The 15,967-nt window shown below is 43.7% G+C and carries 17 protein-coding genes, 3 pseudogenes and 1 riboswitch; of the genes and pseudogenes, 17 read left to right on the top strand and 3 right to left on the bottom strand.

The features are described 5' to 3' along the window. Window positions 1-6 precede the first annotated feature (6 nt). The 8 genes and pseudogenes from DWX73_RS15750 (at window position 7) to DWX73_RS08005 (ending at window position 5,984) form a co-directional block, all read left to right on the top strand. Window positions 7-372: a hypothetical protein gene (locus DWX73_RS15750; RefSeq protein WP_330413556.1), complete on the top strand. Its 366-nt coding sequence runs from the start codon at window positions 7-9 to the stop codon at window positions 370-372. A 39-nt stretch (window positions 373-411) separates the two neighbouring features. Beyond that, window positions 412-1,375, top strand: a pseudogene (locus DWX73_RS15745) (DmpA family aminopeptidase). Between the two features lie 151 nt (window positions 1,376-1,526). Then, window positions 1,527-2,327 carry an SseB family protein gene (locus DWX73_RS08030; protein WP_118348320.1) on the top strand — a complete coding sequence of 267 codons (801 nt, stop codon included), beginning with the start codon at window positions 1,527-1,529 and terminating at the stop codon, window positions 2,325-2,327. Window positions 2,328-2,333: 6 nt separating this feature from the next. Continuing rightward, window positions 2,334-3,257 carry a hypothetical protein gene (locus tag DWX73_RS08025; protein ID WP_118348319.1) on the top strand — a complete coding sequence of 308 codons (924 nt, stop codon included), beginning with the start codon at window positions 2,334-2,336 and terminating at the stop codon, window positions 3,255-3,257. A gap of 49 nt (window positions 3,258-3,306) precedes the next feature. Next, entirely contained in the window at window positions 3,307-4,251 is a 945-nt protein-coding gene (locus DWX73_RS08020; RefSeq protein ID WP_118348318.1) for a sugar phosphate isomerase/epimerase family protein, read from the top strand. A gap of 18 nt (window positions 4,252-4,269) precedes the next feature. Continuing rightward, window positions 4,270-4,977 carry a DUF6062 family protein gene (locus DWX73_RS08015; protein WP_118348317.1) on the top strand — a complete coding sequence of 236 codons (708 nt, stop codon included), beginning with the start codon at window positions 4,270-4,272 and terminating at the stop codon, window positions 4,975-4,977. 97 nt (window positions 4,978-5,074) lie between these two features. Continuing rightward, window positions 5,075-5,254: a hypothetical protein gene (locus DWX73_RS08010; RefSeq protein ID WP_118348316.1), complete on the top strand. Its 180-nt coding sequence runs from the start codon at window positions 5,075-5,077 to the stop codon at window positions 5,252-5,254. Between the two features lie 70 nt (window positions 5,255-5,324). Then, window positions 5,325-5,984: an HAD family hydrolase gene (locus tag DWX73_RS08005; RefSeq protein ID WP_118348315.1), complete on the top strand. Its 660-nt coding sequence runs from the start codon at window positions 5,325-5,327 to the stop codon at window positions 5,982-5,984. Here the strand turns inward: DWX73_RS08005 and nagA are convergent. The 3 genes from nagA to DWX73_RS07990 form a co-directional block, all read right to left on the bottom strand. Continuing rightward, window positions 5,974-7,089 (bottom strand): N-acetylglucosamine-6-phosphate deacetylase, encoded by a 1,116-nt coding sequence (nagA, locus tag DWX73_RS08000; protein WP_118348314.1) that lies wholly within the window; start codon window positions 7,087-7,089, stop codon window positions 5,974-5,976. The genes DWX73_RS08005 and nagA overlap by 11 nt on opposite strands. 110 nt (window positions 7,090-7,199) lie before the next feature. Further along, the gene (gene nagB / locus DWX73_RS07995) at window positions 7,200-7,931 is read right to left on the bottom strand and encodes a glucosamine-6-phosphate deaminase (protein WP_118348313.1); all 732 of its coding nucleotides are present in this window, start codon (window positions 7,929-7,931) and stop codon (window positions 7,200-7,202) included. A gap of 29 nt (window positions 7,932-7,960) precedes the next feature. Continuing rightward, on the bottom strand, window positions 7,961-8,569 hold the full coding sequence (locus tag DWX73_RS07990) for a carbohydrate-binding family 9-like protein (protein WP_118348312.1): 609 nt from the start codon (window positions 8,567-8,569) through the stop codon (window positions 7,961-7,963). A 209-nt stretch (window positions 8,570-8,778) separates the two neighbouring features. Here DWX73_RS07990 and proC point away from each other — a divergent pair. From proC to truA, 9 genes and pseudogenes are all read left to right on the top strand, one after another. After that, window positions 8,779-9,572: pseudogene (gene proC / locus DWX73_RS07985) on the top strand (pyrroline-5-carboxylate reductase). Between the two features lie 27 nt (window positions 9,573-9,599). Beyond that, complete coding sequence (locus DWX73_RS07980) at window positions 9,600-10,178, top strand: TetR/AcrR family transcriptional regulator (RefSeq protein WP_118348311.1); 579 nt, start codon at window positions 9,600-9,602, stop codon at window positions 10,176-10,178. Between the two features lie 124 nt (window positions 10,179-10,302). Further along, window positions 10,303-10,821, top strand: coding sequence for a peptidylprolyl isomerase (locus tag DWX73_RS07975; protein WP_118348310.1), 519 nt, complete (start codon window positions 10,303-10,305; stop codon window positions 10,819-10,821). Window positions 10,822-10,856: 35 nt separating this feature from the next. Beyond that, the gene (locus DWX73_RS07970) at window positions 10,857-11,327 is read left to right on the top strand and encodes a methylglyoxal synthase (protein ID WP_118348309.1); all 471 of its coding nucleotides are present in this window, start codon (window positions 10,857-10,859) and stop codon (window positions 11,325-11,327) included. 66 nt (window positions 11,328-11,393) lie between these two features. Further along, window positions 11,394-11,522, top strand: a riboswitch (FMN riboswitch). A 160-nt stretch (window positions 11,523-11,682) separates the two neighbouring features. Further along, window positions 11,683-12,363: an ECF transporter S component gene (locus tag DWX73_RS07965; protein ID WP_118348308.1), complete on the top strand. Its 681-nt coding sequence runs from the start codon at window positions 11,683-11,685 to the stop codon at window positions 12,361-12,363. A 173-nt stretch (window positions 12,364-12,536) separates the two neighbouring features. Next, entirely contained in the window at window positions 12,537-13,322 is a 786-nt protein-coding gene (locus tag DWX73_RS07960; RefSeq protein WP_242996737.1) for an energy-coupling factor transporter ATPase, read from the top strand. Then, window positions 13,307-14,166: pseudogene (locus DWX73_RS07955) on the top strand (energy-coupling factor transporter ATPase). The gene DWX73_RS07960 and the pseudogene DWX73_RS07955 overlap by 16 nt, the downstream one beginning before the upstream one ends. Before the next feature lie 3 nt (window positions 14,167-14,169). Further along, window positions 14,170-14,994, top strand: coding sequence for an energy-coupling factor transporter transmembrane component T family protein (locus DWX73_RS07950; protein WP_118348307.1), 825 nt, complete (start codon window positions 14,170-14,172; stop codon window positions 14,992-14,994). Between the two features lie 18 nt (window positions 14,995-15,012). Then, window positions 15,013-15,780, top strand: a complete 768-nt coding sequence (gene truA, locus DWX73_RS07945; RefSeq protein ID WP_118348306.1) for a tRNA pseudouridine(38-40) synthase TruA — start codon at window positions 15,013-15,015, stop codon at window positions 15,778-15,780. Window positions 15,781-15,967 lie beyond the last annotated feature (187 nt).

The following is a 15,967-nucleotide window of genomic DNA, read 5'->3' as shown; positions in this document are numbered from 1 at the left end:
GCACATATGATGACAGGAATTGCCGGAGCAGGACGGGGACTGGAGAATGCGGAGAAGACAGCAGAGTTTTTTAATAGAACAAAACCGGGAAAAGTAATAAATTTTTCACTCTTTTTACACGACAAGGCGCCGCTTTATAAGGAAATTCAGGCGGGGAATTTTGTTCCGGCAGATGAGGTGGAGAATCTAAAAGAAGAGCGAAGGCTTCTGAAACTATTAGAGATAGACCAACTTAGTTATGATGGATTCCACGATTTTGTGGAAGTGCGTGTCAGAGGTATTTTGCCGAAAGATAAGGAAAAAATGTTGGCGAAGGTAGAAGAGGCAATTGCTGTCTGGAGTGAGAAAGAGCCTATTTATGCATGGGCATAAAGGCGTTTAAAATTAAGAAATTTGGAAGGATAAAGCATCATGGGACTTAGCAAACGATGGAAACTTAACATTGGAGAAATGAAACCGGGAAGGAGAAACTTAATCACGGATGTAGAAGGCGTGAGAGTTGGCCATGTAACGATTGATAATGGAAATACACACACTGGTGTAACAGCAGTTCTGCCCCATCCGGGGAATCTGTTTCAGGATAAAGTAATGGCAGCCAGTCAGGTGCTGAATGGATTTGGAAAAACAATCGGGCTTGTGGAAGTGGATGAAATGGCTTTCTTGAGACGCCGATTTTGTTGACAAATACATTTGGCGTGGGTGCTGCAGCCAATGGTCTGATTGATTATATGTTGGATGAGAATACGGAAATTGGACGCACAACGGGGACTGTGAATCCGGTCGTATGCGAGTGCAATGATGGAAGAATTAATGATATCCGCAAAAGAGCAGTAACAGAAGCGCATGCCAGAGAGGCAATTGCGCGGGCATCAGAGGAATTTGCAGAAGGTGATGTCGGCGCCGGGCGCGGGATGGTATGTCATCAGCTAAAAGGAGGAATTGGTTCTGCCTCCCGTACATTTGAGATTGGTGGACAGGAATATACTCTCGGTGCGCTTGTTTTAAGTAACCATGGTCTGTATCGGGATCTTCTTGTAGCAGGACGAAGAATCAGTGAAGAGATATCAAAGGAAGGTCGGACAGAAGTTTCGCAAGAAGAGCAGCAGGAAAGCTTTGAGGAGCGGGATAAAGGATCGATCATTATGATTCTTGCCACAGATGCTCCGCTGAATGAGCGGCAGCTGAAGCGAATCTGCGCCGTTGTGCGATTGGACTTGGGAGAGAAGGTTCTTATATGATGAATGGAAGCGGTGATATTGCGCTTGCATTCACGACTGCGAACAGAATCCCCCATACATGCAGTGAGGGTATCCTGCCTATGCGGATGCTTCACGATGATCAGATGGATATCCTGTTCCGGCATCCGCCGAAGTGATTGAAGAGTCTGTTTTAAGCTCCATGTTCCATGCGAAGGAATGTATGGAGCGAAGTGGTAAGACGGTACGCTCGCTGGCAGATCTGTGGGAGTTGCTTGTGTAGAATTCTCTATGCAGAATAATAAATTTATATAGAAAGAGGAAGAAAATATGACAGTACAGGAAAGAAAAGAATTTATTAAGAAAATGCAGGAGAAGCAGCATTTATATGTGCCGTTTTGTCAGGCGACACATTTGCCGTTTGTAATCTGTGATCCGGAAAGTTTTAATGATCAGGTACATATGTTTACAGAGACAGGAACTCTTGCAGAGTTTACAAAGCCGTATGAAGAGGAAAAATACAGTTTTAATATGGCTGAAATTGCAGTGCCGCATCGGCTGCAGTTTCTTATCAGTTTGCTGACGATCGGGGTGAATTCGATTGTCCTGCACGAAGGAGAAGTGTGCAGCGAAGCTGAGATCAGAGAAATCGTAAATGTGGTGGACTACTCCAAAGTTCCGGAAGAAAAGCGTCCGCTGTTAAATCCGCAGCTGCACTTATCTACAGTATATTTTGTTCAGGAATTGCGAAGACCGATTCAGGACAGAAATTTGGAAAAACTGGCAGAGCTTGAGGAGGAAATGTGTGTGAATCTTGTGCGCTCATCCTATCTTTTCCCAATTGATGTTGTAGAAGAAGAGGGAGATCCGGAGAAGAAGACAATTCGTTTTCCATATTTGAAAGATGGAAGCGACCAGATGCTTCAGCCGATTTTTACAGACGGACCAGAGCTTCAACGGTTTTTAAAAGGGAAAAAACTTCAAATTCGCAAGGTGAAATTTGAAGATTTGGATAAATATCTTTCAAAAGACAGCATAGGTTATACACTGAATCCATTTGGTGTAAATCTTGTGCTGAAGCGAGAACAGATTCCGGAATTGCTTGAAAGATTTCAAAAAGTTGAGGAATAACATATTATGATACAAAAATTTCAAAAAGAATACGAAAATTTCTGGAAGAATGGGGATGATATCCAAGAAGCGGAACATCGTCTGAATCACCTCTATATGATGCGAGATCGTCGTCTTGGAAAAGAGGAGATGGATGTAATAGAACAGGTTACGGGAAATGACTTTCGGGAAGAAAAAGCGGAGGATATGTCTATTTTCACGGGAAATGAGAAAGTAGAAAAGAGAATCGTCCGATTTGGACATACATTGTATAAAAGAACAGAACAGGTAAGAAGCAGTTACATTGTGAAAGATGGGAGTGTAAATACTTACTGCCGTCTTGATAATTTTGACGGGATGCCGAATCGTTATGCGAGAATTGCATCAGAAGTGGCAGTGATTGCGGCAGCAATTGTTTTTGTGTCACTATTTGGGGTGAGCGGATCGCTTCCGGTTCGAATAAAATATTTTATCATTTCTCTTCTGCTTGTGTCAGTTCCGGTGGGAGCTATTACCTATCTGCTCTTATTAAGAGTGAAAAAGCTTCATGAGAAGCGGGCAAAGTCGGAGAAAACTCTGGCAGAAAAGATGAGAAAACGTTTTCAAGAGCTGAGTATTCCGGTGGAATATGAAGAAGTTCTCGGAGAGCTTTTTGTTCAGATTGGAATGATACAATATGCAAAAGACGAGAAAGAGGTTCAGACATTTCATGTTGCAGATGTCCAAAAAGTTCTGAAAGACTGTGAGAAAGTAGTGGATTATTCGATTGGTGAGATACGATTTTCAGAGTATCAGAAAGAAGGGCAGATTGAATATCTTCCGGCAGAACTGACAGTTTATCAGTTGAAGAGCAATGGGAAAACGCTGGTGCCAAAGAAAGAGCGTGTACAGATAATGCTGGAACGGAACGTATTGGACTGGAAACTTGTGGAATATCGGGTAGTAGGATAATTTTGAATAAGCGTAGAAATACCGGGAATAAAGACAGGAGGAAAGCGCTGTGACAGAAATAGGATTTGCCTCTGATTTCGGGGGACAAGGGACAAGACTTTGTGATGTGAAGGCAACACTGGAGAAGATTGCAAAAGCAGGATTTACGCATATACACTGGTGTCATGAGTGGGATGGCGATTATTATTATTCCCACGCAGAGATGGAATTGATTAAGAATTGGTTTGATGAATACGGATTGAAGGCAAAATCACTTCATGCATCCAAGGGAAGCCGCATTCGTTCTGCAATTCGTAAAGATGTAGAGAGTCGAAAGGATTTTACATCTGCCAATGAATACAGCAGAAGAGCAGGTGTGGAACTGATTAAGAATCGTCTGGATCTGGCGCAGATGCTTGGAGCGACAGAAATTGTGCTTCATATGTACGTTCCGTATATGACTTTTCAGGAGCAACCCGGAAGTGAAGAAACATTTTATCAGCAGGCGTTTCGGTCCCTGGACGAATTGGAACCGTATGCAAGGGAGCGGGGGATTCGGATCTGTCTGGAAACGATGCTGGAAGCGCCGGCAGAACTACAGTATGCGGAGTTTGACCGGCTGTTTGAACGATATGACAAAGAGTATCTTGGCATTTGCTGGGATACGGGACATACTCATATCATTTTAAATGAGCGGCAGGCAGAGTTTGGCAGACGCTATCAGGACAGGATTTTCAGCGTTCATTTGAATGATAATCTGGGAGGTCCCCGCATTGATCTTACGGATCATGAAGATATGGCAGGAAGCTGTGATCTGCACTGGATTCCGGGAGAAGGAACCATTGACTGGGAGGAAGCAACAGAAGTGCTTGCGGCATCTTCATATGAACTTCCAATTGTGATGGAATTAAATGGCTATGATGATCAGGATGAATTTCTGCGAAGAAGTTATGAAGCGGGAGTTCGTCTGACGGAAATGATTACAGAGAAACGTCAGCAGAGAAGAAAGAAATAAAAAGGAAAAACGATAGCTATGAAGGAAAAATTATATACGATACCGGTACACGATGCATTTCAGGAGGATTGTGAATGTCCGGTCTGTTCCATGTATCGGTCAATTGAGCAGGATGCACTTCGATTTACCATGTCAGGTTATATGGTAGAAGAAAGGCGGATGGAAAGTAACCGGGTTGGTTTTTGTGAGCGGCATATGAAAATGCTTTATGAAGGAGAAGACCGGCTTGGACTGGCATGGATGATCAAAACCCATATGGAACATATCATTGGTGAGATTGAGAAGCGTCAGGAAGCGCCGGTAAAGCAGGCATCTTTCTTTAAGAAGAAGGCAGAACCGTCCGAATTGACATCCTATCTTGAGTTTTTGGATCACTCCTGTTTTGTGTGCGATAAGATTAATGCGATGTTTGAGCGTTATCTTGTGACTATTTTTTATCTCTATAAGAAAGAGGAGGCATTTCGGGAATTATTTCGGCAATCAAAAGGTTTCTGTACGGAGCACTACCGGATGCTGGCAGAAATGGCTCCGGCACAGCTTGGAGGAGAGCTGCTTCAGCAGTTTATGAAAGATCTAAATGCACTGTATCTTGAGAATATGAAGCGGGTAAAAGATGATGTGAGCTGGTTTATTGATAAATTTGACTATCGCTTTAAAGATGAACCGTGGAAAAATGCGAAGGATTCTATTCCGCGTGCAATGACAAAATTAAATGGAATTCTTTGATGATTTGCACAAATTATCTGACAGTTTGCGTTGAAAAACGGCAGAGAATCTGCTAAAATATAAAAAAGCAATCCAAGTTTTGACAGGAGGCGATCATATGAATGAGAAGTTGATCAGAGAATTAAAACATGTAAAGAATTGCCTTGTGGCAAGAGATATGCGGGGCGATGAGTGGGAAGAACGCCAGGCAGTCCTGGAGAAACTGGAAGACGCGGTAACATATTTGAATGATTGTACCGGAAGAGGGATTGATTTTGAAGCAGAGCAGAAAGATTAGAAGATAGAAGAGGCGGAAGCAGAGGCTTCCGTCTTTTTAGTCATGGCTATTTGTTTGTGGGAGGAAAAAAATGGAGCAAGGACTTGTATTTGATATGGATGGTTTGATTTTTGATACAGAACGTATTGTGAAACAATCCTGGGATGATGTAGGAAAGGATTTGGGAATTCCGGATATGGGAGAGCATATTTTCCGTACGATTGGTTTTAATAGAGAACGGCGGGCAGTATATTTTCGGGAGAACATCCGTGAGGACTTTCCGGTAGAAGAATTTTCTGAACGGACGCGAAGGAGATTTTACGAAATCACAGAGACCGAAGGCGTAGAAATTAAACCGGGAGCGAGAGAATTGCTGGAATACGGAAAGCAAAACGGATTTAAGATTGCTCTTGCAACATCTTCGAGGCGTGCTTATGCGGAACAGCTTTTAAAAGATGCAGGGCTTTATGAATATTTTGACGGATTTGTATTTGGAGATATGGTGACACACAGCAAACCAGACCCGGAGGTGTATATGCGTGCCTGTGAACAGATTGGACTTTCGCCAAAGCAGTGTACTGCATTCGAAGACGCACCGGCAGGAGTCTGTTCTGCTCATGCGGCAGGACTTTGTACCTGTATGATTCCGGATCTTGTAGAGCCGGAGGAACCGGTGCGTCAGCTTGCAGATTATGTATTCCGGTCACTTCACGAAGCAATCGGAATGTTGAAACGGCGAATTAACCGTTGATAATGACTTTCTTTAAATTCAGATCTTTGTCAAGAAGCACAAGATTACCGATCTTACCTGGTGCAATACTTCCATAGCGGTCATCTAATTTCAGCGCTTTGGCAGGATTGATCGTTACGCAGCCAACTACATCTTCCAGTGGAATATGCATATCTTTCACAGCAACACGCATGCAGTCAGCGAGGTTTGTTGCGGAACCGGCAAGAGCGCCGTTAGAAGCAAGCGTTGCACGGTTTCCGACAACGTCTACATCTAATCCGCCAAGAGTATAGCGGCCGTCCGGCATTCCTGTTGCTCTCATACTGTCGCTGATCATGCAGATGCGGTCAGCGCCGAACATATCGAATGTAGCGCGGACAACAGAAGGATGAATGTGTACACCGTCACAGATCAGTTCTACCATACATTCTTTGCAGTCGTGAGCAGCGCCGATTACGCCAGGTGCACGGTGAGAAAATGCAGGCATTGCATTGTAGAGATGCACGGCATGTCTTGCGCCGGCATCATAGGCTGCTTTTGCAGCATCGTAATCTGCGTTTGTATGTGCGAGAGATACTGTGACTTCATCTTTTACTTCCCGGATGAATTTTACAGCGCCTTCCACATCACGTTCCGGTGCAATTCCGACGAATTTTACAAGTCCGTTTGCAGCATTTTGGAATCGTCTGTAGATATTAGCATCACAGGATACAATGTAGTGCTCATCCTGTGCGCCTTTCTTTTCCGGACTGATGAATGGTCCTTCCATATTCAGACCAACCAGTCTTGCGCCGGATTCATTTTTATAATCAGCAGCATTTTTCAGGATTTCTTCCAGAGTATCTACCGGAAGTGTCATTGTTGCAGGGCAGATGGTCGTTACGCCGACAGAAGCTTCATATTCTGCGATTTTTTCCAGGGCTTCCTGAGTTCCGTCACAGGAATCGTATCCCATACATCCGTGGAAATGAATGTCAATGAGTCCCGGAATGGCATAGCAGCCTTCGCCGTCGATGATTTCACTCTCATCGGAAGCAGAAGCGGCAAAGAGACCGTCTTCGATAATTACTTCTCCCGGAGCGAATGTTCTGTCTTCTCCGTATACATTTACATTTTTAATAATCATGATTGTCTTCTCCTTTTGATGAAAATCTGGTGTTCAGATGAACTCCTATGCTGATAAAACACAGGACGTACACCTGAGAAGGCCTACGTCCCATTGAAATTGTGTATAAATTATCTTGGAAGTTTAGAAGCGGCAGCCTCGTCAACAACGATTGTCACATTTGGATGGAACTGCAGGATAGAAGCCGGAACTTCTGGTGTTACTGGTCCGAAAAATGCTTTTGCAACGATATCAGCTTTGCCTTCACCGTTTGCAACAACGAGGATTTTCTTTGCTTTCATGATTGTGCCGATTCCCATTGTATATGCCTGTTTCGGAACATCATCTGCAGAGGCGAAGAAACGTTTGTTAGCTTCGATTGTGCTTTCCTGAAGGTCTACACAGTGTGTTGTCTTATCGAATTCCTGAGCCGGTTCATTGAATCCGATATGACCATTATGTCCAAGTCCAAGAAGCTGAAGATCCTGTCCGCCGTAAGAAGCGATCAGTGCTTCATAGCGTGCACATTCTGCGTCAGCGTCTGGATTTGTACCATCCGGTACGTTTGTGTTAGCTTCATCGATATTGACATGGTTGAATAAATTGTCATGCATGAAGTAATAGTAGCTCTGGTCGTTGTCGCGTGGAAGACCTCTGTATTCGTCCAGGTTGACTGTTCTTACCTGAGAGAAGTCAAGACTTCCGTTCTCATACCATTCTACCAGATTTTTATATGTTCCGATCGGAGTGGAACCAGTTGCAAGTCCAAGAACACAGTCCGGTTTCTCAGCAACTTGTGCAGCGATGATCGCAGCAGCTTTTTTACTCATGTCTTCATAGTCTTTTGTTACAATAATGCGCATAATAAAATGCCCCTTTCTTGAAAAATATTTTATACCAGAATTGCTTCAGCAAAAAATTCCGGTAAATGAAAATCAGGTTTCGGAACCGGAAGCGGTGCGTAAGCAGCATAGTGCTCAATAGCCGGTGTTTCAGAAATCTTATAAAAATTACACCGGAAACGGCTTCCCTGTTCAAATGTGATTCCTGGATAAAGCTTCTCAAGAAGTGAAAGTGGAAGAAATACTTCTTCACTCCAGCTGTCATCTTCTTTGTGGCTTGCCCAGACAAGTGCGTCCTCGCCTTCCAACGGAAGAGGTGTGCGGCCTGAACGGCTGCTGCCGTACTTGGCGTGCATGATTCCCGCAGAATTAAATTCGATGTTCAGATAAATGTCAGGATTCTCTTTCGCTTCAAAGCACTGAAGAAAGAATTCCATAGCGCTGTCTTTGCAGACAGAACCCTGCTGAACGTGACATGCGGTGTAAGGATCTTTCTCCAGACAGGTCATTGAGAGATAAAATCCTTCGCCCGGAACAAATCCAAGATATCCGTATGTCTGGGGAAATGTATCTGTTCCCCACAGTCCATGGCTGACTTCGAAACGGGAACATGTATGCAATTCTTGTTTTGATGATATAATTTTAACTTTGTACTGCATATGTTACCTCATTATAGTATAATAATTGATACAAGATAAGAGTATCAAACTTGTACTATAAAAGCAAGGCAGGATGAAAAGAAAAAATAAATCGTGCAAAAAAAACGGCCGGATTCTTCAAATCCTCTTTTGAGAAGCATTGACAAATGCTTTCTGTGGTGCTACATTTTGTACTATAGTACAAAAACTTTCAGTCAGGAGGAAAGAAAATGAAATTAGGATTTATTGGATGTGGAAATATGGCCGGCGCGATTATGGGTGGTATCGTGAAAAATGGAATGATCAAAGCTTCAGAGATCATCGGTTCAGATTTATCACCTGTCGGAAGACAGAAAGTGGAAGAGGCATACGGCATTGTCACAACAGAGAATAACAAAGAAGTGGTAGAAAAAGCAGATGTTGTAGTGCTTGCGGTAAAACCACAGTTTTATGAAGCAGTAATTACAGAGGTAAAAGATCTGGTGCGGGAAGATCAACTGATCATTACCATTGCTCCGGGCAAGACACTTGCATGGCTGGAAGAAAAGTTTGGCAAGAAAGTAAAGCTTGTCCGTACAATGCCAAACACACCTGCAATGGTGCTGGAAGGTATGACAGCTGCGTGTGTGAATGAGGCTGTTACGAAAGAAGAACAGGAATATGCATATGAGATTTTAAACTGTTTTGGAAAGACAGAATTTGTTCCGGAACGTCTGATTGATGCAGTTGTGGCAGTCAGCGGAAGCGCACCGGCTTATGTGTTTATGATGATTGAGCAATGGCAGATGCAGCAGTGAGTGAAGGAATGCCGAGACCACAGGCATACAAATTCGCAGCACAGGCAGTTCTTGGAAGTGCCAAGATGGTTCTGGAACTTGGCAAGCATCCGGGAGAATTAAAAGATATGGTATGTTCACCGGCAGGAACGACAATCGAGGCTGTTCGCGTATTGGAAGAAAGAGGATTTAGAAGCGCGCTGATCGAAGCAATGAAAGCATGCGCTGATGTTTCCAGAAACCTGTAGAGTTTGTGAATAGGAAAGGAGAAAAAGATGGCCGGAAGAGTAAAAGCAAAGATTGTTGAGGCGGCGTGGGAGCTGTTTCATGAAAAAGGATATGACAACACAACGATAGATGATATTATAAAGCGTTCCGGTACATCGAAAGGTTCCTTTTATTATCATTTTGACAGCAAGGATGCATTTCTCGGAACTCTGTCTGAGATTCTTGATGAGAAATATCTGGAACTCTCTCAGGAGATTGAGGACGACATGAATAACTTTGACAAGCTTATTTATCTCGATGCAAAGATGCATGAGGCGCTGGAAAATATGGTCAACGCCGATTTACTGGCATCACTTTATTCAACTCAGCTTGTATCCAAGACTGGACAGAACCTTTTAGATCAGAATCGAATCTATTATCGTTTAATTGGACGAATTGTAGAAGAAGGACAAAAACGTGGAGAGATTGTAGAGGATAAGTCAGTCAGTGAGATTGTCAAATACTATGCGATGTGCGAGCGGGCGCTTGTATCGGAATGGTGCCTGAGTAAAGGCAGTTATTCACTTGCAGAGTACAGTAAGGAATACTTCCCGATTATGATGGAAGAGTTTCGCAGGAAGGAGTAGACGTTTGACGTCATTTCGTGATAAAATATATTGCAGAGACAGAAAAAGTCTCTGCAATTATTTTTTTGCAATGGTACTCGCAGGAAAAAATAAAGAGAAATCATAAAGAAAGGAATATAGAAAAATGACAAATCCGATCGTTACAATTACAATGGAAAATGGCGACAGCATTAAAGTAGAATTATATCCGGAGATTGCTCCGAACACGGTGAGAAATTTTATTTCACTGGCGAATAAAGGATTTTATGACGGACTGATCTTCCACCGGGTGATCAGAGGCTTTATGATCCAGGGCGGATGCCCGCAGGGAACAGGTACAGGCGGACCTGGATACAATATTAAAGGAGAATTTGCACAGAACGGATTCCAGAATAATCTTTCCCATGATCCGGGCGTGATCTCAATGGCAAGGGCAATGCATCCGGATTCAGCAGGAAGTCAGTTCTTTATTATGCATGAGAAATCTCCGCATCTCGATGGAGCTTATGCGGCATTTGGAAAAGTGACAGAAGGTATGGACGTTGTGAATAAGATTGCTGAGACTGCAACAGACTTCCGTGACCGTCCACTGGAACCACAGAAGATGAAATCCGTAACAGTAGAGACCTTTGGCGAGACATATGAGGAGCCGGAACAGGCATAGCAGCTGGAAAGAGGCTGAGAGAGGAAGGTATCGGGATGAACGATAAGTATGTGACATTTACGATTGGGCGGAGAAAGAACATTGCGCTAATCGCCCATGATAATGAAAAACCGAAACTGATTGAATGGTGTCAGGAGCATTATGATATTTTGAAGGAACACAAACTCTACGGTACCGGAACGACGGCACGGATGATTGCTGATAAAACAGGTCTGACTGTGAAGGGATATAATAGTGGCCCGCTGGGCGGAGATCAGCAGATCGGCGCGAAGATTGTAGAAGGTGTGATAGACTTTGTTGTCTTTTTTTCCGATCCATTGACAGCTCAGCCACATGATCCGGATGTAAAGGCGCTGATGAGGATTGCACAGGTGTATGATATTCCTATGGCAATCAATAAAGCGACAGCAGACTTTCTGATCAGATCCGTCTATATGGATACCGAATATGACCATGAAGTGATGAATTTTCAAAAGAATATTGAAGAGCGCGCAGAGACATTATAAAAACATGCCGAAATTACTTGATTCCTCTTTAGGTTAACGGTATAATAGGCATGAAACAAATAATAGGAAATTCTTCGGGGTAGGGTGCAAGTCCCAACCGGCGGTATAGTCCGCGACCTGTTCAGGCAAGTCCTGAATGGCTGATTTGGTGTAATTCCAAAACCGACAGTAAAGTCTGGATGAGAGAAGAACATGCAGTGCAGACGTATGTCCCCGGGTAGATTCTATCCGGGGATTCTTTAATGGCATAATCTGAAGGAAGCGAAGCTTATAGGGTTGCTTGTGAGAAGCCGGAAAGTGTCATGGCACGATTCTTTCTTTGGAAGTATTTCCGCAAACAAAAAGGAGAGATATTATGAGTACAGAGACAAAAACAGGTACGGACACAAAGCTGGAAGCAAACCAGAGGCAAAAGCAGGCAGAGACAGCCTGCAAAATGAGCAGAAGCAAGGTGCGTACGATTACCCAGATTGCCATGATGGGGGCAGCGGCAGTCATTTTGATGCTGTTTGAGATTCCGCTTCCATTTGCACCTTCATTTTATGAGATTGATTTTAGTGAAGTTCCGGTATTGATCGGATGCTTTACAATGGGACCGATGGCGGGCGTATTGATTGAGCTTGTGAAAGTATTGCTGAATCTTTTGATTAATGGAACAGTAACGGCAGGAATTGGTGAAGCAGCGAATTTCCTGATCGGCTGTGCGTTTTGTGTTCCGGCAGGACTTATCTATCAGAGACTCCATTCCCGAAAAGGCGCTGTCATTGGAATGACCGCAGGCACAGTAGTTATGACTGTTGTTGGAAGTCTGATCAATGCATTTGTACTGCTTCCGGCTTATACGATGTTAATGGGACTTTCGCTTGAGACGATTATTGGGATGGGAACAGCAGTAAATCCGGCAATCACAAATATTACAACACTTGTATTGTTTGCAGTAGTGCCATTTAATTTATTGAAAGGTGTTCTTGTTTCGATTATTGTACTTCTGATCTATAAGAAAATCAGTCCAATTTTAAAAATGAGCAGGTCTTAACAGGCCTGCTTCTCTTATGAACAGAGGAAAGTTTTCCGGAAATAGCTCTTGTAAAAAACAGGCGATAGGATTAGAATAAAAAAATCAGTGAAGAAAGAGAGAGATGAGACTGGTGATTCGCACAAAAAAAACTTGTATATGAGTATGAAAAACGAGATGAAGAGGGCAATGTCATTGGAACCCACCGGGCTATCGATGAAGTGGATCTGGATGTTTGCCCAGGGCAGTTTATTGCAATCTTAGGGCATAATGGTTCTGGTAAATCTACGTTGGCAAAGCATATGAATGCGATCCTGATTCCGACAGAAGGAACGATGTGGGTAGATGGAAAGAATACGTCTGATCCGGAGGAACTCTGGAATGTGAGACAAACAGCCGGAATGGTGTTCCAAAATCCAGACAACCAGATTATCGGAACCGTGGTGGAAGAAGATGTGGGGTTTGGACCGGAGAACCTTGGAGTTCCATCGGAAGAAATCTGGCAGCGCGTAGAGAAAAGCCTTTCTGCCGTTGGTATGATTGAATACCGACATCATTCACCGAATAAATTATCCGGTGGACAGAAGCAGAGAGTAGCCATTGCCGGAGTCGTTGCAATGAAACCAAAGTGTATTGTGCTTGATGAACCGACAGCTATGCTTGATCCGAATGGGCGCAAAGAAGTATTGCGAACAGTGCAGGAGCTGAGAAAGCGGGAGCATATTACAGTTATTTTGATTACCCATTATATGGAAGAAGTAATCGATGCAGATCAGGTAATTGTTATGGATCAGGGACATGTCGTTATGCAGGGAACGCCGCGGGAAATATTTTCTCAGATAGATCTTCTGAAGAAATACCGGCTGGATGTTCCGCAGGTCACGATGCTGGCCCATGAATTGAGAAAAAGAGGCCTTCCGGTACCGGAAGGAGTTTTGAGAAAAGAAGAGTTGGTGGAGATACTATGTCAATTACGTTAGAACATGTGAATTATGTATACAGTCCGGGAACGGCTTATGAAAAGCAGGCACTGAAAGATGTGAATCTGACGATTCCACAGGGACAGTTTGTCGGCATTATTGGACATACCGGTTCCGGGAAATCTACTTTGATACAGCACCTGAATGGTTTAGTAAAGGCAACGGACGGAAAAGTATGTTTTCAAGGGGAGAATATTTACGAAGAGGGATATATCTGAAGCAGCTGCGTACGAAGGTGGGGCTTGTGTTTCAGTATCCGGAACATCAGCTTTTCGAGGTGGATGTGCTGACAGATGTGTGCTTTGGTCCGAAGAATCAGGGATTGGAGAAAGAAGAATGTCAGAGACGGGCAGAAGAAGCTCTCAAAATGGTAGGAATCTCAGAGAAGCACTATAAGGATTCTCCGTTTGATCTGTCAGGAGGACAGAAGCGGCGTGTAGCCATTGCCGGTGTTCTGGCGATGCATCCGGATGTCCTTGTGCTTGATGAGCCGACGGCAGGGCTTGATCCAAAAGGACGGGATGAGATATTAGACCAGATTAAGAAGCTTCATGATGAATTGGGACTAACGGTCATTCTTGTGTCCCACAGTATGGAAGACGTTGCCAAATATGTGGAGCGGATCATTGTGATGGATAAGGGAAGTGTTATGCTTGACGGAGCGCCGAAAGAAGTATTTTCACATTATAAAGAACTGGAACAGGTAGGACTTGCAGCGCCACAGGTTACTTATATTATGCATGAACTTGCTAAGAGTGGGATTGCAGTAAATACAGAGGCAACAACGATAGAAGAGGCGGCGGATGAGATCATGAAGCTGTTTCAAGACAGGCAAGAGGTGTAAGAGATGATTCGAGATATTACAATAGGACAGTATTATCCGGCGAATAGCCGGGTACACCGCCTTGATCCGCGGACAAAGATCGTGTGTACACTTTTGTATTTGATTTCTTTATTTTTATTTAAAAACATGTTGGGGTATGTGATTGCCACTATTTTTCTGTTTGCAGTTGTACGGATCTCTAAAGTGCCGGTAAAGTTTATCGTAAAAGGATTAAAACCTATTATTTTACTGCTGATGATCACTGTTATTTTTAATCTGTTTTTAACAGGAACAGGGACGATTCTCTGGAAAGTTGGGTTTTTGAAGATTACGGATGAGGGACTTCGAACGGCAGTTTTTATGGCAATTCGTCTGATCTATTTGATTATTGGGGCTTCTGTGATGACGCTGACAACGACGCCGAATGCATTGACAGACGGGATTGAGCGTCTGCTGAATCCGCTTCGCCATATTCATGTGCCGGTTCATGAAATTGCAATGATTATGTCCATTGCCCTGCGTTTTATTCCGATACTACTGGAAGAAACAGATAAGATTATGAAAGCTCAGATGGCAAGAGGTGCAGATCTTGAGAGTGGAAATCTAATCCAGAGAGCAAAGAATATGGTTCCGATTTTAGTTCCGCTTTTTGTTTCTGCCTTTCGCCGGGCAAATGATCTTGCAATGGCTATGGAAGCAAGATGTTATCAGGGCGGTGACGGAAGAACAAAGATGAAACCGCTCATTTATCATAAAAATGACGTGGCTGCATATGCGATTACCATTTTGTATGTGGCAGCGGCTTGCGTGATCGGACGGTTTGTGCCGTTCCGCATTTGGATTTTTTAAAAGAGGAGGAGAAGCCACATGAGACGGATCAGACTTGTCGTTGCCTATGATGGGACAAACTACTGTGGCTGGCAGATCCAGCCGAATGGAATTACAGTGGAGGAAGTGCTTAATCGTACGATCTGCAAAATGACAGGAGAAGCCATTGCGGTAATCGGGGCAAGCCGCACAGATTCCGGTGTACATGCGATGGGAAATGTGGCGGTATTTGATACAGAATCTACGATTCCGCCGGAGCGTTTTTCTTATGCATTGAACCAGCGGCTCCCGGATGATATTGTGATTGTGTCTTCCGATGAAGTTCCGGCAGACTGGCATCCGCGTTATCGGAATTGCGAAAAGACATATGAATATCATATTTTAAATACCCGGATCCCAGTGCCAACGAAGCGGCTGACAAATTATTTTGTTTCCTTTCCGTTGGACGAGAAGAAGATGCAGCAGGCAGCAGAGTATCTAAAAGGTGAGCATGATTTTGTGAGCTTTTGTAATGTACGGACAGATGTGGAAGATACGGTGCGGACGATTACCGCATTGGATGTTCTGAGAAACGGAGAAGAGATTACAGTACGCATTACGGGAAATGGCTTTCTCTATAATATGGTTCGGATTATTGTGGGAACATTGATTCGAGTGGGACGTGGATTTTATGAACCAGAGCAGGTAAGAGAGATTTTGGAAGCGAAAAACCGGAAAGCAGCGGGTGTTACAGCGCCGCCTCAGGGATTGATGCTGGTGCGGATTGACTACGGAGAAGGACGGGAAGCTTCCGAAGGAACGGATTAAGAGAAAAGAATCAAACAGAACAGTTATTATGCTATTGAAAATATAAAAGATACAGTGAGGAAGCAGCTCATTGTATCTTTTTTTGGTGCGCCTTGCGGCGCACGTCGCTAATGGGTGAAAGTCCCTAATCCGCCCTAGTAGTGGGAAGGATACAGCCAATGACAAGGGTGTCCACCGTGAGGTGGAA

The organism is Coprococcus sp. AF21-14LB, assembly GCF_003458885.1.
Lineage (GTDB): Bacteria > Bacillota > Clostridia > Lachnospirales > Lachnospiraceae > UBA9414.
The sequence above is the reverse complement of the archived record's forward strand: the minus strand, read 5'-3'. Positions and strand labels throughout refer to the sequence as shown.